This window comes from Vibrio sp. Vb0349, assembly GCF_033338975.1.
Map to the genome: position 1 here is coordinate 35,653 of NZ_JAWOTS010000011.1, position 18,395 is coordinate 54,047.

The 18,395-nt window shown below is 44.5% G+C and carries 19 protein-coding genes; 14 read left to right on the forward strand and 5 right to left on the reverse strand.

What is annotated here, in order from left to right; genetic code table 11:
* The first annotated feature begins 15 nt into the window (after positions 1-15).
* From R7Q47_RS13780 to R7Q47_RS13835, 12 genes are all read left to right on the forward strand, one after another.
* A complete protein-coding gene (locus R7Q47_RS13780; RefSeq protein ID WP_005380507.1) occupies positions 16-510 on the forward strand; it encodes a chemotaxis protein CheW in 495 nt (164 codons plus the stop codon).
* Between the two features lie 13 nt (positions 511-523).
* The gene (locus tag R7Q47_RS13785) at positions 524-1,018 is read left to right on the forward strand and encodes a DUF2802 domain-containing protein (protein ID WP_151515182.1); all 495 of its coding nucleotides are present in this window, start codon (positions 524-526) and stop codon (positions 1,016-1,018) included.
* A gap of 289 nt (positions 1,019-1,307) precedes the next feature.
* On the forward strand, positions 1,308-1,925 hold the full coding sequence (gene ccmA / locus R7Q47_RS13790; protein ID WP_005380511.1) for a cytochrome c biogenesis heme-transporting ATPase CcmA: 618 nt from the start codon (positions 1,308-1,310) through the stop codon (positions 1,923-1,925).
* A gap of 1 nt (position 1,926) precedes the next feature.
* A complete protein-coding gene (gene ccmB / locus R7Q47_RS13795; protein ID WP_005380512.1) occupies positions 1,927-2,595 on the forward strand; it encodes a heme exporter protein CcmB in 669 nt (222 codons plus the stop codon).
* A 109-nt stretch (positions 2,596-2,704) separates the two neighbouring features.
* Entirely contained in the window at positions 2,705-3,448 is a 744-nt protein-coding gene (locus tag R7Q47_RS13800) for a heme ABC transporter permease (RefSeq protein WP_005380513.1), read from the forward strand.
* An 11-nt stretch (positions 3,449-3,459) separates the two neighbouring features.
* Positions 3,460-3,666, forward strand: a complete 207-nt coding sequence (gene ccmD, locus R7Q47_RS13805) for a heme exporter protein CcmD (RefSeq protein WP_005380515.1) — start codon at positions 3,460-3,462, stop codon at positions 3,664-3,666.
* On the forward strand, positions 3,663-4,148 hold the full coding sequence (gene ccmE, locus R7Q47_RS13810; protein ID WP_005380516.1) for a cytochrome c maturation protein CcmE: 486 nt from the start codon (positions 3,663-3,665) through the stop codon (positions 4,146-4,148). Before ccmD ends, ccmE begins: the two co-directional genes overlap by 4 nt.
* Positions 4,145-6,121 carry a heme lyase CcmF/NrfE family subunit gene (locus R7Q47_RS13815; protein WP_017635943.1) on the forward strand — a complete coding sequence of 659 codons (1,977 nt, stop codon included), beginning with the start codon at positions 4,145-4,147 and terminating at the stop codon, positions 6,119-6,121. Before ccmE ends, R7Q47_RS13815 begins: the two co-directional genes overlap by 4 nt.
* 1 nt (position 6,122) lies before the next feature.
* Positions 6,123-6,677, forward strand: coding sequence for a DsbE family thiol:disulfide interchange protein (locus R7Q47_RS13820; protein ID WP_005380518.1), 555 nt, complete (start codon positions 6,123-6,125; stop codon positions 6,675-6,677).
* Positions 6,674-7,159, forward strand: a complete 486-nt coding sequence (locus R7Q47_RS13825; protein ID WP_005380519.1) for a cytochrome c-type biogenesis protein — start codon at positions 6,674-6,676, stop codon at positions 7,157-7,159. Before R7Q47_RS13820 ends, R7Q47_RS13825 begins: the two co-directional genes overlap by 4 nt.
* Positions 7,159-8,373 (forward strand): c-type cytochrome biogenesis protein CcmI, encoded by a 1,215-nt coding sequence (gene ccmI / locus R7Q47_RS13830; RefSeq protein ID WP_017820807.1) that lies wholly within the window; start codon positions 7,159-7,161, stop codon positions 8,371-8,373. Before R7Q47_RS13825 ends, ccmI begins: the two co-directional genes overlap by 1 nt.
* A 216-nt stretch (positions 8,374-8,589) precedes the next feature.
* Positions 8,590-9,363 carry a VacJ family lipoprotein gene (locus R7Q47_RS13835; protein ID WP_005380523.1) on the forward strand — a complete coding sequence of 258 codons (774 nt, stop codon included), beginning with the start codon at positions 8,590-8,592 and terminating at the stop codon, positions 9,361-9,363.
* A 74-nt stretch (positions 9,364-9,437) separates the two neighbouring features.
* Here R7Q47_RS13835 and R7Q47_RS13840 read toward each other — a convergent pair whose 3' ends face one another.
* The 4 genes from R7Q47_RS13840 to R7Q47_RS13855 all read right to left on the reverse strand — a co-directional run bounded on the left by R7Q47_RS13840 (position 9,438) and on the right by R7Q47_RS13855 (position 13,920).
* The gene (locus tag R7Q47_RS13840; protein ID WP_033907381.1) at positions 9,438-10,754 is read right to left on the reverse strand and encodes an outer membrane protein transport protein; all 1,317 of its coding nucleotides are present in this window, start codon (positions 10,752-10,754) and stop codon (positions 9,438-9,440) included.
* Between the two features lie 309 nt (positions 10,755-11,063).
* Positions 11,064-12,323: an outer membrane protein transport protein gene (locus R7Q47_RS13845; protein WP_318089156.1), complete on the reverse strand. Its 1,260-nt coding sequence runs from the start codon at positions 12,321-12,323 to the stop codon at positions 11,064-11,066.
* 297 nt (positions 12,324-12,620) lie between these two features.
* A complete protein-coding gene (locus R7Q47_RS13850; protein ID WP_033907380.1) occupies positions 12,621-13,352 on the reverse strand; it encodes a DUF3379 domain-containing protein in 732 nt (243 codons plus the stop codon).
* Positions 13,345-13,920, reverse strand: coding sequence for a sigma-70 family RNA polymerase sigma factor (locus tag R7Q47_RS13855; protein ID WP_005380528.1), 576 nt, complete (start codon positions 13,918-13,920; stop codon positions 13,345-13,347). The genes R7Q47_RS13850 and R7Q47_RS13855 overlap by 8 nt, the downstream gene beginning before the upstream one ends.
* A gap of 720 nt (positions 13,921-14,640) precedes the next feature.
* Between R7Q47_RS13855 and fadI the strand changes: the two genes are divergently transcribed.
* Both fadI and fadJ read left to right on the forward strand, forming a co-directional pair.
* Positions 14,641-15,948: an acetyl-CoA C-acyltransferase FadI gene (gene fadI, locus R7Q47_RS13860; RefSeq protein WP_170893573.1), complete on the forward strand. Its 1,308-nt coding sequence runs from the start codon at positions 14,641-14,643 to the stop codon at positions 15,946-15,948.
* Positions 15,948-18,059, forward strand: coding sequence for a fatty acid oxidation complex subunit alpha FadJ (gene fadJ / locus R7Q47_RS13865; RefSeq protein ID WP_248486917.1), 2,112 nt, complete (start codon positions 15,948-15,950; stop codon positions 18,057-18,059). Before fadI ends, fadJ begins: the two co-directional genes overlap by 1 nt.
* 62 nt (positions 18,060-18,121) lie before the next feature.
* On the opposite strand, the gene R7Q47_RS13870 is transcribed toward fadJ, so the two are convergent.
* Positions 18,122-18,376, reverse strand: coding sequence for a hypothetical protein (locus R7Q47_RS13870; RefSeq protein WP_005384444.1), 255 nt, complete (start codon positions 18,374-18,376; stop codon positions 18,122-18,124).
* Positions 18,377-18,395 lie beyond the last annotated feature (19 nt).

Genomic DNA, 18,395 nt, shown 5'->3' on the forward strand with positions numbered 1-18,395 from the left:
TAACGAGGATTAACTATGTCTCAAGCTTTTGAAGTAGAAGTGAAGAAAGATGCATCGAATGACGAAGTTCTTCAGTGGGTGACGTTCCAGCTAGAAGAAGAAACGTACGGCATCAACGTAATGCAAGTTCGTGAAGTACTTCGTTATACTGAAATTGCCCCTGTTCCAGGTGCACCAGATTATGTACTTGGTATCATCAACCTACGCGGTAATGTAGTTACTGTTATCGATACACGTTCACGTTTTGGCCTGATGGAAGGCGAAGTCACCGACAACACTCGTATTATTGTGATCGAGTCTGAGCGTCAAGTGATTGGTATCTTAGTAGATAGCGTGGCAGAAGTCGTTTATCTGCGTTCTTCTGAAATTGATACGACGCCTTCAGTTGGTACCGACGAGAGTGCGAAGTTCATCCAGGGTGTGAGCAACCGTGACGGCAAGCTTCTTATCCTTGTGGATTTGAACAAGCTGCTAACAGATGACGAGTGGGACGAGATGGCTCACCTTTAATGGCTGAATGATGATGGCTGAAGAGGCTCTTTTATCTGCCCCATTCCTTGCGGGTGGCGTTGCTTTTATCGTGTTGGTATTGGTTGTTTTGCAACTGCGGATTCGCTCGGGGTTACAAAAGCAGTTAGATCAACAACGAGCTCAATCTCGACACGCAGATAAAGAAGTGCAAAAGTTGAGTAAGCAGTTACTCGAAGTGCGCTCGGTTGTTGTTGGTCTTGGACAAAAAGTGACCGAGCAACAAGACATTATTCAGCACTTAAACGAGAGAATTCGCGAACTCGAACACGCTGATACTGATGGTCGCTTGTACAGTCGCGCTTCTAAAATGGTACAGCTTGGCGCTGATATCAACGAGCTGATTGAAGAGTGCGAACTACCAAAAGCCGAAGCTGAGTTGATGCTTTCACTGCAGAAGAAACTGGCGGGGAAAGAGAAGATTCCACCATTAAGTGGTCAGCCATCAGATGACTCAGAATATCCAACGCGTGGACGTCGTCGACGATAAAGGTTATCAAGCGAAAAAAAGAGGCGTTATTACGCCTCTTTTTTTGTTTTTAGCCTCTAATGCTCTTCTTAAATACAACCCTAGACAACCTTCAGTCGATCTTGCTCTTAGTTCTGGCCTCTCAAATTCAAAATGAGCGCTTATAACTACTTATAGTTAATTTTATTAAAGTGTGATGATTAATTAACAAAAATACATGAACTTACATGTAACCTAGCCCTCTTATCCTGTTTTGTCATAACTAAGCTGTGCTAATATAGCGGCTCGTTCATTTTTTAGTTGAAGCTCTATGTTAGAAGTGTCTAACCTGACAGCAATCCGTGATGAAAGGGTTCTGTTTGAAAACCTGCAGTTTGAAATTAAGCCTGGTGAATTGGTCCAGATCGAAGGGCGTAATGGTACTGGTAAAACTACATTGCTACGGATTGTGACAGGGTTAGGTGATAGAGAAGAAGGTGTCATTAAATGGAAAGGCGAAGAGGTTGAAAAATCTCGTGATGTTTTCCATCAAGATCTGCTTTTCTTAGGACATCAAACAGGAGTGAAACGAGAGCTTACCGCATTAGAAAACTTACGTTTTTATCAATCTATTCAAAATAATCGCTCTTCAGACGAAGAAATCTTTATCGCTTTGACTCAAGTAGGATTAGCTGGTCGAGAAGATGTGCCTGTAGCACAACTTTCCGCAGGTCAGCAACGACGAGTCGCATTGGCAAGGTTATGGCTCAGTAAGCAAATTTTATGGATCTTAGATGAGCCGTTGACTGCCATTGATAAGCAAGGTGTCAAGGTGCTTGAATCTTTGTTCGCAAGTCATGCTGATAATGGCGGTATTGTTGTGTTGACGACGCATCAAGATATGTTTGCGGACAGCCCGAAACTTAGAAAAATAAAGCTGGGTGACTGATATGATTTCCTCGATGACCACCATCATTCGTCGTGAGCTCCTAATCGCATTTCGCCGTCAGGCAGACATTCTGAACCCGCTGTGGTTCTTTATTATTGTCATTACTCTCTTTCCTCTGAGTATTGGACCAGAGCCTAATTTGTTAGCACGTATTGCAGCGGGCATCGTTTGGGTTGCCGCATTGCTGTCCGCCTTATTATCATTAGAGCGTCTATTTCGTGATGATTTTCAAGACGGTGCACTAGAACAAATGATGCTAATGCCGATTCCATTGCAACTTGTAGTGGTTTCAAAGGTCATAGCACATTGGTTGTTAACAGGGTTACCTCTGATTTTAATTAGCCCATTATTGGCGGTTTTACTTTCGCTCGACTTCAATACTTGGCTATCGGTTGTATTAACCTTGATGATCGGTACACCAACACTAAGTTTTATTGGCGCCATTGGTGTGGCGTTGACTGTTGGGTTGCAAAAGGGTGGCGTTCTTTTGAGTTTGCTTATTCTTCCGCTCTACATCCCAATTTTGATTTTCGCAACATCGGCAATTGATGCTGCCGCACTCGGTATGGCGTATAACGGTCAACTAGCGATTTTAGGTGCGATGCTAATGGGGGCGATGACATTAACGCCTTTTGCCATCAGTGCCGCATTACGAGTTAGTGTCAACTAACTCAATAAAGTGCCAATGAAGCGGCGCTTGATCAAAGAATTATTATTAAAGCACTGCTACGGTCTCAACCCTTTAGACAGTGTCCCTGAAGTAAGAGTGAGAACAAAACATGTGGAAATGGCTACATCCTTATGCCAAGCCAGAAGCAGCTTATCGTTTGAGTGGTAAGTTTCTGCCTTGGTTTTCTGTATTGGCCCTCGTATGCTTATCGGTTGGTACGGTTTGGGGGCTTGCATTTGCGCCTTCAGATTACCAACAAGGTGACAGTTTCCGAATCATCTACATTCATGTCCCATCAGCTATTTGGTCTATGGGCGTTTATATGTCGATGGCGATCGCTGCATTTATTGGCCTAGTATGGCAAGTTCGCCTATCTGATATGGCGGCACTTGCGATGGCTCCGATTGGTGCAGTATTTACTTTTATTGCTCTACTTACAGGTGCTGTTTGGGGCAAGCCTATGTGGGGCACTTGGTGGGTATGGGATGCCCGTCTTACATCTGAATTGATTCTGCTATTTCTCTACCTTGGTGTGATTGCGCTCTACCATGCGTTTGACGATCAAAAAACCGCTGCAAAAGCCGCTGGTATCTTAGCGATCGTAGGCGTAGTAAACCTACCTATCATTCACTTTTCCGTGGAATGGTGGAACACGCTTCATCAAGGTGCGACGATCACGAAATTTGAACAACCTTCTATTTCATCCGACATGCTTTGGCCGTTATTGCTGAACATCTTTGGCTTTGCGTTCTTCTTTGGTGCCGTGACGATGGTCCGTTTCCGTAACGAAATCATCAGTAAAGAAAGTCACCGCCCTTGGGTGCGCAAACTCGCAACAGAACAAACTCAGTGAGGTAACTGATTATGCATTTTGAATCTCTGAGCGACTTTTTTGCCATGGGTGGCTATGCATCATACGTATGGAGTGCGTTTGGTATTACTTTCTTATCCATGCTGATTCTTCTGATCACTAGCCTTCGCCGCGGTGATGCATTATTGAAAGAAGTGAAAGCAAAAATTGACCGTCAAGCTCGTATCGACGCAGCGAAGAACATGGAGAACACCTTATGAACCCGAGACGTAAAAAGAGGCTAGGTATTGTACTAGCGATCTTTATCGGTATTAGTGCCACCATTGGTTTGATACTTTATGCGCTTAACCAAAATATGGACCTTTTCTACACTCCAACGGAATTGGTTAATGGTAAGCCAGATGGCACCAAGCCAGAAGTAGGCCAGCGTCTGCGTATCGGTGGAATGGTGGTTGTGGGCTCAGTTCGTCGAGATCCTAATTCTTTGAAAGTGAGTTTTGACCTGCACGATGTCGGTCCGAAAGTGACGATTACCTATGACGGTATTCTTCCTGACTTGTTCCGTGAAGGGCAGGGTATTGTTGCTCAAGGTGTACTGAAAGATGCCACAACAGTTGAGGCATTTGAGGTCCTAGCGAAGCACGATGAAGAATACATGCCGCCAGAAATTGCAGAAGCGATGAAGAAAACGCATGAACCGCTTCAATACAGCACCGAACAGAAACAAGGAAGCGGCCAATGATTGCTGAAATCGGTCACTTTGCTCTCATTCTTTCGCTTGCAATGGCAGTGCTGTTGAGCGTATTGCCATTGTGGGGAGCATCGAATAATAACACCATGCTCATGAACACAGCGCGACCGCTATCTTGGTCTATGTTCCTGATGCTGTTGTTCTCTTTCGCCATTTTATGTTGGGGATTTTATACCAACGACTTCACGTTACAGTATGTAGCGAGCAACTCGAATAGTCAGCTTCCTTGGTACTACCGTTTAACCGCAGTATGGGGTGCGCACGAAGGTTCACTGTTGCTATGGGTTTTAATCCAAGCTGCTTGGACTGTCGCTGTAGCGACGTTTAGTCGTGGTATGCCGCAAGAGTCGGTTGCACGTGTACTTGCTGTTATGGGCATGATCTCAGTGGGTTTCCTACTGTTTATCATCTTAACGTCAAATCCATTCCTACGTACGTTACCGTTCTTCCCGGTTGACGGACGTGACTTGAACCCTCTGCTTCAAGACCCTGGTTTGATTGTTCACCCGCCAATGCTTTACATGGGCTATGTTGGTTTCTCGGTTGCATTCTCTTTTGCGATCGCATCCCTAATGACCGGACGCCTTGATACGGCTTGGGCTCGTTGGTCTCGTCCTTGGACAACCGCTGCATGGGTATTTTTAACACTTGGTATCGCACTAGGTTCTTGGTGGGCTTACTACGAACTTGGCTGGGGTGGCTGGTGGTTCTGGGACCCAGTAGAAAACGCATCATTCATGCCTTGGTTAGCGGGTACCGCATTAATGCACTCTCTTGCCGTGACAGAAAAACGCGGCACATTTAAAGCGTGGACGGTACTATTGGCAATCTCTGCATTTTCGTTGAGTTTGTTGGGCACCTTCTTAGTCCGTTCCGGTATTTTAGTATCGGTCCACGCGTTCGCGTCTGACCCGTCGCGCGGTATGTTTATTCTAGGCTTCCTCGTTTTCGTTATCGGCGGCTCTTTATTGCTGTTTGCCGTAAAAGGGGCAGCAGTGCGTGTACGAGGTAACTTCGACTTAGTCTCACGTGAAAATGCGCTCTTAGCCAACAACGTATTACTTATCGCCGCTCTTGTTGTGGTGTTAGTGGGGACACTGTTGCCGCTTGTACACAAGCAGCTTGGTTTGGGGTCGGTTTCTATCGGTGCGCCATTCTTTGACATGCTGTTTGCGTGGTTGATGATGCCATTTGCTTTTCTGCTTGGTATTGGTCCTCTTATTCGCTGGAAGCGAGACAATTTATCTAAACTTGTGAAACCAATGCTCGTTTCAGGTGTGCTTGCTTTCGCCTTGGCCGCGCTATGCGTGTACCTGTTTGCCGATTTCTTCTCAACCATGGCTTACATTGGTTGGGTGATGGCGATTTGGATTATTGCGATGCATGGCTTTGAACTGTACGAGCGCGCAACGCACCGTCATAGCTTTAGTGAAGGTGTTCGCAAGCTGCAACGTAGCCACTGGGCAATGATGTTGGGTCATGTTGGTCTGGCGGTATCTGTTATCGGTATTGCGATGGTACAGAACTACAGCATCGAGCGTGATGTACGTTTAGCACCTGGCGAACACTTCCAAATTCAAGGCTATGATTTCTACTTCTCAGGCTTGCGTGATAAAGATGGTCCAAACTACGATGGCTACATCGCAGACTTTGAGATCACACACGATGGCAAATACGTGAATACGCTTCACGCAGAGAAGCGCTTCTACCGTACGGCTAAGTCTATGATGACTGAAGCAGCCATTGACCGTGGTATTAGCCGCGACTTATACATTGCAATGGGTGAACGTTTAGACGACAACCGATCTTGGGCTGTTCGTATTTACTATAAACCGTTCGTTCGTTGGATTTGGGCTGGCTCTTTGATTATGGCATTAGGCGGCGCACTAGCGATTTCTGATAAACGCTACCGCTTCCGTAAATCGCCGAAGAAAAACGCGAAGTCAAAAGAGCAGGAGGCATAACATGAATAAGAAAATCTTATTTATTCCGCTTGTCGCTTTCATGATTCTAGCGGGCATTTTCGCAACCCAATTAATGCGTAATCAAGAGGGCGATGATCCAACTAAATTGGAGTCGGTTTTGGTTGGCAAGCCAGTTCCTGAATTTCATTTAGAAGATCTGGCTGAGCCTGGAAAACAGTACGACCAATCAATTTTTAAAGGTGAACCGTTGCTCTTGAACGTTTGGGCAACGTGGTGCCCAACGTGTTATGCAGAGCATAAATACCTAAACGAATTGGCGGGTAAGGGCGTTAAGATCATCGGTATGAATTACAAAGATGATCGTAATAAAGCAATAGGTTGGCTGAATGATCTCGGCAACCCGTACTTGATCAGCCTATTTGATGGCAGTGGTATGCTTGGCCTTGACCTTGGTGTTTATGGTGCTCCAGAAACATTCATTATTGATGCAAATGGTGTGATTCGCTATCGCCATGTAGGGGATGTAAACCCACGTAATTGGTCAGAAACACTGGAGCCGCTTTACAACAAATTGGTTGAGGAGGCGAAGCAATGAGAAAGCTAATTCTTGCCGTTTTTGCTGCGATGACATTATCTCTTGCTGCTCACGCTGCCATTGAAGTGTACGAGTTCGATAACTTGGAACAAGAACAGCAGTTCAAAGAGTTAAGCCATACGCTCCGTTGCCCTAAATGTCAGAACAACACGATCTCGGATTCTAACGCTGAACTTGCTCAGGACTTACGCCATAAGGTGTACGAAATGACCAAAGAAGGTAAGTCCAAAGATGAGATTGTTGATTACATGATCGCCCGTTACGGTAACTTCGTGACTTACAACCCACCATTTACGGTCGCGACTGCGATTTTGTGGCTAGGGCCACTCGCTGTAGTACTGGGTGGTTTTGGTTTGATTGTGCTGCGTAGCCGTAAATCTAAAGTTAAGGCAAAAGCGAGCAGTGACGAGCAATGGGATGAGCAAAAAGAAGCTCGTTTAAAAGCATTGCTTGAAGAAGAGAACAACGGAGATAAGAAGTAATGACACTATTTTGGATTTCCACCGTTGCTCTCACGCTTATTGCTTGTGCGCTGGTGGCTTTGCCGCTGCTTAAACAAAAAGCGAACAATGATGATGTGTTACGCGATGAGCTTAACAAGGCATTTTATAAAGACCGACTATCTGAGCTTGCAGAAGAAACTGACGAAGGTCTGGTTGAAAGTGAAGACGAACTGATTTCTGATCTAAAGCAATCACTGCTTGACGATATCCCTGGTGATAAAGCGCAAAAAGAAACCAAGGTTTCTCCAATCGCGGTTTTAGTTCCATCGGTAATTCTGACGGTGGTGCTGAGCTATGGTTTGTATTATAAATTTGGCGCGTCAGACGATATTGTTCAATGGCAAGAAGTGTCTGCAAATCTACCTGAGTTATCGAAAAAGCTGATGTCGGCTTCTTCTGAGCCGCTGAGTGACGATGAAATGGCGGATTTGACCCTAGCCCTTCGAACTCGCTTACATTACCAGCCGGAAGACTCTACCGGTTGGTTACTGTTAGGTCGTATTGCGTTAGCAAATCGTGATGTCACCACGGCTATCGATGCGATGGAAAAATCATACCGCCTAGAGCCCAAAGATCCTGATGTGATGTTGGGTTATGCACAAGCTCTGATGCTGTCCCAAGAGGAAATGGATCAAGCGACGGCTCGCTCATTACTCGGCAAGCTGATGCAGCAAGACTATGTCGATCTGCGTGTGTTTTCTTTGTTAGCGTTCGATGCGTTTGAGCGTCAAGACTTCCCGGCAGCCATCAAGTACTGGGGAATCATGCAGCAAATGATTGGTCCAGAAGATAGTCGCTACGAGATGTTGTCACGCAGTATTGAGAGTGCTCGTAAGCAAATGGGCGAAGCGGTTTCACCGGATAAGAGTGTAGCAGTGACAATTAATGTGGCACCAAATGCTCAGTTGGATCCAAACGCAGTTCTGATTGTGTCAGTACATCGTTCAGATGGCTCCCCGATGCCTGTGGCTGCTGCTCGTTATCCGCTAGGTACTTTCCCTCGCACAGTCGTATTAGATGATGGCAATGCCATGATGCAAGGGCAAAAGTTATCTTCACTCGATAAGCTAATCGTCCGTGTGCGTGTAGATTCTGACGGTAACGTAGCAACGCGTGATCAAGATTGGCACGGAGAAAGTGACGTCGTTGAATTTGGCGCACCAGTAGAAGTGACCATTGATCAGCAGTATTAATTGTTAACATCTGTCTCTGAAACATGACAACGAGGTAGAGTCAGTTGCCTTTAGTGGTATGACTCTAAACGATCGAGTAGAATACCGAAGGCCAGCGATTGCTGGCCTTTATTTATTCCCATATCTGAGTCATCTTTACTATGTATCCTGCTCAACATACGTACAATGGTTAATCGGGGTGACTTAGGTACATTAATAGTCGTTATGGAAAATAAAATGTATAACAAGGGTAAATCTACCTTCTTGTTGCTGTTAGCCGTTGGACTGGTTGGCTGTTCAAGTGCGCCTGATGAAGCAGTAACAGGACAAGAAACAAATCAAACGACTTCTGATGTGTATGACCCGTTGGAAGGCTTTAACCGAACCATGTGGGAACTCAACTACGAATATTTAGATCCGTATTTGGTTCGTCCTGTATCACTTGCGTATGTAGAATACACGCCAGTTCCTATTCGTTCTGGTATCGCTAACTTCTTATCGAACTTAGATGAGCCAGCAAGCATGGTTAATAACTTAATCATGGGTAATGGTACGAAAGCCGTGGACCACTTTAACCGTTTTTGGATTAACTCGACGTTCGGTATTTTCGGTTTATTCGATATTGCAAGTGCCGCGGGTATTACGAAGTACGACGAGAAAGCGTTCAGTGATGCGGTAGGCCACTATGGTGTTGGAAATGGTCCTTACTTCATGGTTCCAGGTTATGGTCCGTATACCTTACGTGAAGTGACAGATACCGTAGATAGTACGTATTTACCCCTCTCTTATCTCAACTTCTGGGCGAGTTTGGGTAAGTGGGCGTTTGAAGGAATGGAGAAGCGTGCTTTATTAGTACCGCAAGAAGCGCAGCTAGACTCGTCGCCGGATCCATATATTCTTACTCGCGATGTTTATATCCAGCGTCAAAACTTTAAAGCAGAAGTTGAAACGGTAGAAGAAGTTAACATCGAAGAAGAAGAGTATTTAGATGAATATCTAGAAGACTTTTAAGCGTTGTTCTTCATAATCGAGAAATGAAAAAAGGCTTAGCTGATACTAAGCCTTTTTTGTATTTTGCAGCTTGGTTAGAAACGGTAGTTTGCTTGAACACCGATTAGCCAAACATTACCCGTAGTTTCGCCTACGAATTGGCCGCCGACTTGTTCTGCAGTGTCGTCTGACTTGTAACCACGAGACTCAACGATTGGTGCGTCTTTCGCAAAAATATAGGTGAAGCCAGCGTCTAGGCTGAAGTCTTTCGTCCAATCGTACGTTGCGCCAATACTTAGCCAAGTACGGTCAGTTTCTGGAATAGTAATCGTGCGGTTTTTGTCGCTTACCGCTGAAGTATCGTATGCAATACCAGTGCGTAGCGCTAGCTTAGGATCAAGCTGGTAAGTAGCACCAACAGCAAAGCGATAGTTGTCTTCCCAGTTTTCTACTTTAACCATATGCGTGCCAGCAGTATTTAGACGTGCTTCCAATTTCTCGAAAGAGCTCCAATCCGTCCAGTTAACGCTTGCGTGTAACGCAAGTTGGTCTGTTACTTGGTGGAAGCTTGCCAACTCAGCCGTTGCAGGCAGGTTTAGATACATGTAGCCGTTGTCGCGTTCAGAAGTACCGAAGCCAAAACCAAGACCTTCAGCATGGCCTTCAAGCTTTAGTTCAACTTCAGATTTGTACGCGAAGCCGATACGGTTATTTTCATTGATCTGCCATGCTGTACCAACTTGCCAGCCCCAAGCGGTATCGTCACCTTCCATGTATTTTAGAGCGGTACCTTGAGGAACACTGATTGGTTGATTAGTTTCAGGATTTAACCCTACAACGTTATTCCTAGGAGCTGCTGCGCCAAAGCTGCCTTCGCCGATGATGTAACGGATACCACCACCAACGCTGATTGATTCATTGACTTTGTAAGCTGCGTTCAAGTTCGCTTCCATTGTCGTTACGCTTGCTTCGTTACCGAAGTGCGAGGCACCAAAGCCTTTACCTAAATCGGTTTCCATGCCGTAGTTGGTGCCAAATGCCAAACCAATCGCGAATTTCTCATTATATTGGTGTGATAGGTAGAAGTTTGGAATGATTGCATCATGTGCGAAGTCATCTGAAGATGCAGAAGAAGTGCTACCGTGGAAGTTTACATCACCTTCAATATCAATATTTGGGTTCACATAGATTGCACCAACGGACACTTGAGTGCCTTCCAAATAAGTTAGCATTGCTGGGTTACGCCATTGTGCACTTGCGTTGTCAGCCATTGCAGCTTCACCAGCATATGCTCGACCTAGGCCTGTTGCAGAATATTCAGCAAGTTGGAAACCTGCTGCGTTAGCCATGCCCGTTGTGCCAAGTAGGCTTAATGCCACTGCTGTTGATAGAAGAGTCTTGTTGGTTTTCATTCGAATGTTCGCTGATTTGTTTATAACGTGGGACGAAAGTTTAAAGGTAGAGTTTTTACTTTAGAAATGAAAATCCAGCATGAGTAGTCATTTGGAATATTATGCTATCAAGTGTTGATTAGGTGGTTTAATTATCTAACTGTGAAAGGCTTGTAAACGGAATTCAGCGAACAGCTGTGCGTCCTAATTGTGAGATTTAGATACACGTGTTCACTCAAATTGAGTGGGCAATAAATCGCAGATATGAAAAAAGGCTGGAAATCCAGCCTTTTATATAAAGTATTTTTCTACTAACTAACAGCGAAGCGTTTAGAAGCTACGGCTGTATTGTAAGCCGAATAGAATTGCATCAGCATGAGTTGTTGCTGTTACACCGGTAGAAAGACCAGGAGCTAATTGAGTATTCTCATTAACTTTTACATCTTCACCTAACAAGTACGTGAAGCCAAAATCGATGTTTGAGCTATTATCAATATGGTAAGAGAAACCTGTGGAGAACCACTGGCGATCTGAGTCTGGTACCGAGATAGACGTTACTTTATCTTGAGCGCTTGTGTCGTACATGTAACCAGCACGAAGTGTCCAGTTGTTGTTTAGGTAGTAAGTACCACCAATTGCGTAGTGCCAGCCATCTTGCCATTGATAGTCTTTCGAGTAACCACCTTTAAGTAAACCCTGATTTAGGTTCTCAAAATCAATTTGGTCGAAATCTTTCCAGCCGATGTATTGGATGCTGTAGTGTACAGCAAATTTAGTGTCTTGGATTTTGTGGAAACCGGAAAACTCGGCCATATCTGGTAGAGGTAGCGTGATTTCCTGACCTTTGTCGTCTTTCGCCGTAAATTCAGGGCTGTAACGATACGCTAGACCAAAACGGTTGTTTTCATCTAGTTCGTACACAGTACCAACGTTAAAACCAACAGCCCAACCATCAGCTTTATCTACGTCCAGAATTTTTTGACCGCCAACCCCTGGGACTGAAGAGCTAGTTGTACGCTTCATTGTGCCTTGGCCGTAGATTAAATCTAAACCAGCACCAAAGCTCAATTGTTCGTTTAAACGGTAAGAACCCGCCAATCCAAAGTTGAAGCTTTTTACATCCGTAAGACCACCGTACTCGGTTGCGGTGTAGTTATCTGAAAATTCAGTTTTAGTGCCGAAATTAGAGTATGCGTTTACGCCCCATGCAAACTTGTCATTTACTGGAACGATTAGGTGAATGTTTGGAGCTATTGACGTATCACCCACATCATCAGTATCAGCAACACTTACAGTATTGGAGCCCAAAGGAGTATTAACGTTATATTTCGCATCTTTCACTTCAATCATTGAAGTAATGCTTTCGAAACCTAGCGACAGTTCCATTTTATCAAACAGAGCCATTGCTGCTGGGTTACGAGCCATTACTGCTGCATTATCTGCGATTACCGCATCACCAGCAAATGCACGGCCGATGCCAGTTGCTGATTGAGCGTTGATTTGGAAACCCGCTGCCATCGATTGACCTGAGGCAAAAGCTACCGTTACTGCTAGGAGAGTCTTTTTAAACAGACGCGTGTTCTGAGTCATTTGTTTTTCCTTATTAGATTCGTCTCTTTGGACGATAAATTGAGCTTTTGCTCAGTGGCGCAGATAGTAGTATCAATAGTTGCTTGGACAAATCCGACCATTGGATAAAATTGAATAAAAATTGCAGAAATGATGTCTAAAAGACGGGAAATTGCACTTAAAATGCATAATTTAGAGTTTAAGCTCTAAATGCGATAGGGGTGGTGAATGTTTTGTGTTCTATTTATACAAAAATGCCGCTAAATAAGATCATTTAGCGGCATTTAACCTTTTGAAGGCTGGAAATCGTCGAAGTTGTTACATCGGCTTAATCATTGATGCAAGAGTCGTAGCGAGCGCATCAATATTTTCACCTTCTTCCCCGACTAAAATCAGGCTTGAACTCCCGACGGGCTGAACGATTCCGGTCATGCCATCCTTACTAAAGTCGGTACTTTGTTCGCTTGGAATACCAGTAATAAATAACGTTACTTTACCTTTTGGACCTTGGAACACCATATGCACCGCATTGGATTCGCCAAAACCGCAGTGGTTTAGGTAGTAAACGTGATATGGAAAGTTTTCACTAAACTGGTAATGAAATGGCGACATTTTCGCATTAATTTGCGAGCTCGGTACATCCTCATCAAGATGACGAACAAACGGTTCTTCATGAATAACGTGTTTCATCGCGGTATCCGCTAAACTGGCTTGTGCTGGAGACACCAAAACATTTCCCCAGTTTACTTGGCCAACTAATAACCCTGCGGTGAACGCAATAGAAGCGGCAAGTGCCATTGCTTTGCGGACAAAGTTTGGTCTTACGACCTTCTCTTCATCAAGTGCACTCGACGTCTGGCTAAATAAAATCTTATCTGCGAGATCTTCGGGTACATCCACATTCATGGCTTGTTTAATTTTTACATCGAGATCCAAAACGTCATCAACAAACTTATTGTTGGCGTCGCTACCAGCTAAAGCTTGCAGAATCTCTTCATCCTTTTGTTTTGGATCCGACAAAATACGACGACGAAATTCTAAATCATCCATTCTTTTGTCCTCTCTTAGTATCTTGAGAATCCAACATCTCTTTAAGTTGATTACGAGCGCGAAATAGTCGAGTCATCACTGTGTTTTTATTTAAATCAAGAATGTCGCCAATTTCTTCTCCACTGAAACCACCGACAACTTGGAGAAATAAAGGCTCACGATATTCAACATCGAGCTTCATGATCTGTGCCTGCAGCCATTCTTGCTGATGATGTGAGTCATCGCTGACTTTAGCATCATTGCCGTAATCATCGATATCAACTAAATCAAATTGTTTACGTTCGAAGCGGCGCGCATTTTCTCGTCTCAATATTGTGATGAGCCAAGACTTGGCAGCTTTTTCGTCTTGGAGGCTATCGAGTGACTTCCAAGCTCTAAGACAGGTTTCCTGAACTAGATCTTCCGCGACCGCTTTATCTTTGCACAACCAATATGCATAGCGGTACAAGTCACGATGATACCCTCGGACGAGCGCTTCGTATTTTCTTTGCTTGTCCATATCAGAGTTGACCGGACTGTTGGAATTTTTCTTTCCAAACATTTTTAATATGGCCACAGGAGCCTCCATCCTCGCTCTGTGAGTTTCTTATTTGTTCTGAGCATGACTTTACTTGCTTCATCGCCTAGCGGTTTTGGTTGCAGGATTTGTCATGCAACCCCTTTGACACAATAAGCCATGTGGTTACCTAAAAGTGTATACGCAAATGTCAGATATCATCGAACACGAATTGATATATATTGTTAACAATATCATCATTAGTAATCAATGGCTTGGATAAGTTCACTCGATGGAGCATTAAAAGGGACTTCTGATGGTGGATTCTTGAATTGTTTTGAATCAATAATCGCTCTAGGTGAGCTTAAAACTCGTAAAATCACTATAAAATTGATCTATTTCAAAATATCAAGCAGTGAAGGGGTTATAGTACACCTTGTCATCTCGTTAGTCATTGCGACTAACATGTTGAGCAAGATGACACTTCCTTTTGAAGGCTGACTTTACTTTCTCCTAATCAGGAAACTGATTACTTTTCAATTGGCGTAAGTTAATTGTTTTATAGATATTCCGACCACACAGTTATGTGTGGTTTTTTTTTGCTTCGATTTTACTTTCCGTATACCTCTTACCGTTTTAACTCTCTATAGTTAACCATTAGTAATCGCATAAGAATCAAAGAAGTAGAGTAATTGAACTACTTGCTTCACGTTTATTTAAACGCACGTTTGATAAATTTAACAAATTCATTACAATGCATCAGGTCAGACCTCTTGTATTTAAGGAGAAACAATGGGCAAGCAGGAAGTAAAAACACGCAATGGTGAGCGTGTCGCTATTGTCGCGGGGCTTCGAACTCCCTTTGCTCGTCAAAGCACGGAATTTAGCCAAGTGCCAGCGGTCGATTTAGGGAAAATGGTAGTAAGCGAAATGCTTGCTCGAACAGATATTGATCCGAAGCTAATCGAACAAGTGGTATTTGGACAAGTAGTACAAATGCCTGAAGCGCCAAACATCGCACGAGAAATCGTGTTAGGCACCGGTATGAACATCCATACTGATGCTTACAGTGTGACTCGAGCGTGCGCAACGAGTTTTCAAGCGGCAGTTAATGTCGCAGAAAGCATCATGGCGGGAACCATCGATATTGGTATTGCTGGCGGTGCAGACTCTTCTTCCGTCCTACCTATTGGCGTATCAAAGAAATTGGCCGCTAATCTGCTTGCTCTTAGTAAGACAAAAACAATGGGTCAGAAGCTTAGTATCCTCAAAAACTTGAGCTTTAAAGACCTGATGCCAGTGCCACCAGCAGTAGCAGAGTACTCTACGGGTTTATCCATGGGACAAACTGCAGAGCAAATGGCTAAAACACATGGTATTTCTCGCGCAGAACAGGATGCGCTTGCACATCGTTCTCATACGCTGGCTTCTCAAGCTTGGAAAGAAGGAAAAATCCAAGATGAAGTGATGACGGCTTTCCCTGAACCATACAGAAAGTGGATTTCGGAAGATAACAATATTCGTCATGACTCAACGGTTGAGGGATACGCGAAATTGCGACCTGCGTTTGATCGTCAGTATGGCAGTGTTACGGCTGCGAACAGTACGCCATTGACTGATGGTGGTGCGGCAGTGATGTTGATGCGAGAAGGTAAAGCGAAAGAGCTCGGAATGGAGATTCTTGGTTACATCCGAGGTTATGCATTCTCTGCTATCGGCGTGGAAAAGGACATGCTGATGGGGCCGACTTATGCCACAGCGAAAGTGCTTGAAAATACAGGCTTGGAACTGTCAGACCTGACGTTGATCGACATGCACGAGGCCTTTGCTGCTCAAGCATTGGCGAATGTGAAGATGTTTGCTTCCGATAAGTTTGCTCAAGAAAACCTTGGTCGCTCAAAAGCGATTGGTGAAATTGACATGGATAAGTTCAACGTGCTTGGCGGATCAATTGCTTATGGTCACCCATTTGCTGCGACTGGTGCGCGTATGATGACGCAAACCCTACGAGAGCTAAAACGCCGTGGCGGTGGTATTGCATTGAATACCGCATGTGCTGCTGGTGGTCTTGGTGCGGCAATGATTCTGGAGGTTGAGTAATGAGCGAGCAAAAAGCATTTAGTCTAAAGGTTGATGAGCAAAATATTGCTTGGTTAGCCATCGATGTTCCTAATGAAAAAATGAATACGCTGCAGGCGGCTTTTGCTGACGAAATGAAAGAAATTTTTGCTCAGCTAAAAGACTCCAGTGGTATTAAAGGGATGATCATCCACTCCCTAAAACCGGACAATTTTGTTGCGGGCGCAGATGTTAGAATGCTAGAAGCATGCACCACAGCAAGTGAAGCGGAAGCCTTAGCAAGGCAGGGTCAGGAGTTGTTCCAGCAGCTATCGGACTTACCGTATCCTGTCGTTGCGGCCATTCATGGCCCATGTTTGGGCGGTGGTTTAGAACTGGCTCTTGCATGTGATTATCGTGTTTGTACGGATTCTGACAAAACGCGTTTAGGTCTGCCAGAAGTACAACTTGGTTTATTGCCAGGTTCTGGTGGTACTCAGCGTCTGCCACGTTTGATTGGCCTGTTACCATCGTTGGACTTGATCCTGACGGGTAAACAACTTCGTGCGAAGAAAGCTAAAAAACTGGGCGTTGTGGACGCCTGTGTGCCTGACACCATTTTGCTCGACGTAGCAAAACAGTTTATCGACAAAGGTAAAAACAAGGGCACGAAAAAGCTATCGACGAAAGAAAAGGTGATGTCTGGTAGCGGGCTAGGGCGCAAGTTTGTATTTGAGCAAGCTGCGAAGAAAACGAATCAAAAAACTCGCGGTAACTATCCAGCAACGGTTGCAATTCTAGAAGTTATTCAACATGGTTTAGAGAAAGGCTTCGCTAAAGGTCAAGAACTTGAAGCGAAGCGCTTCGGTGAGCTTGTGATGAGCTCAGAGTCAAAAGCGCTCCGTTCGATCTTCTTTGCCACAACAGAAATGAAGAAAGAAAATGGCACGGATGCGAAACCAGCACCAGTTCATAAAGTTGGTGTGCTTGGTGGTGGTCTGATGGGCGCCGGAATCAGCCATGTGTCTGTTGCAAAAGCAAAAGTACCTGTTCGCATCAAAGACGTTAGCAACGATGGCGTTTTAAACGCGCTCAACTACAACTACAAGTTATTTGAGAAACAGCGCAAACGTCGCATTCTATCCAAGGCCGACCTGCAAGCGAAAATGCTGCAACTGTCTGGTGGTGTCGACTTTACCAGTTTTAATCATATTGATGTCGTAATTGAAGCCGTTTTTGAAGACCTAGATCTTAAGCAAAAAATGGTGGCGGACATTGAAGCGAACGCTAAGACAGAAACTATCTTTGCGACCAATACTTCTTCGTTGCCTATCCACAAAATTGCAGAAAAAGCAGAGCGTCCAGAAAACGTAGTTGGTTTGCATTACTTCAGCCCAGTAGAAAAAATGCCTTTGGTGGAAGTGATTCCGCATGAAACGACGTCAGATGAAACCGTTTCAACAGTTGTTGCACTTGCTAAGAAGCAAGGTAAAACTCCGATCGTAGTGAAAGACAAAGCGGGCTTTTACGTGAACCGCATTCTTGCGCCATACATGAACGAAGCGGCGCATATTTTGTTGGCTAACGAACCGATCGAAAAGATTGATACGGCGTTGCTTGACTTTGGTTTCCCTGTCGGCCCGATTACCTTGTTGGATGAAGTCGGTGTCGACATTGGCGCGAAAATTATGCCGATTCTGGTTAATGAGTTAGGTGACCGATTCAAAGGCCCGGATGTGTTTGATATCTTGTTAAATGATGGACGTAAAGGACGCAAGAGTGGTAAGGGTTTTTACACTTATAAGGGCAAGAAGAAAGATGTCGACAAATCAGTTTACAAACTGCTTAAGCTCGACCCTGAATCTAAGCTAAGCGATAACGATATTGCGTTGCGCTGTGTGCTGCCAATGTTGAATGAAGCGGTACGTTGTTTGGATGATAGCATCATTCGCTCGCCACGTGACGGTGATATTGGCGCGATATTTGGTATTGGTTTCCCACCGTTCTTGGGTGGTCCGTTCCGTTACATGGACCAATTTGGCATTAAAGAGCTCGTAGAGAAAATGAATGAGTTTGCATCGAAGTATGGCGATCGTTACGCGCCATGTGATGGTTTGCTTACTCGAGCTGGTGAAGGGACAACGTTCTATTAAACGTTGCTTCGGTAGAGAAAAAGGCTTGCCAGTGGCAAGCCTTTTTCATAAAGAAGAAATGGTTACTTCTTCTTGTCTTTCTTATCTTTATTGTGGCCTTTACCAGGGTTGTCGTCCCCATGAACGCTGCTATTACCTTTTTTGTCTTTATCATTCCACTGTTTTGAAGAGCAATCATCTGATTTGATGGATACATTGTCTCCGCTAAGGCGCACACAGTCGTCACTTAATTCGAAGCCATCGCCTTTGACTGAGATTTCAGCGTGAGCAGATGCCAATGGCAGTATAAGAGCCACAAGTAAAAGTGCTTTTTTCATGATTACCTCATTAAGTTAT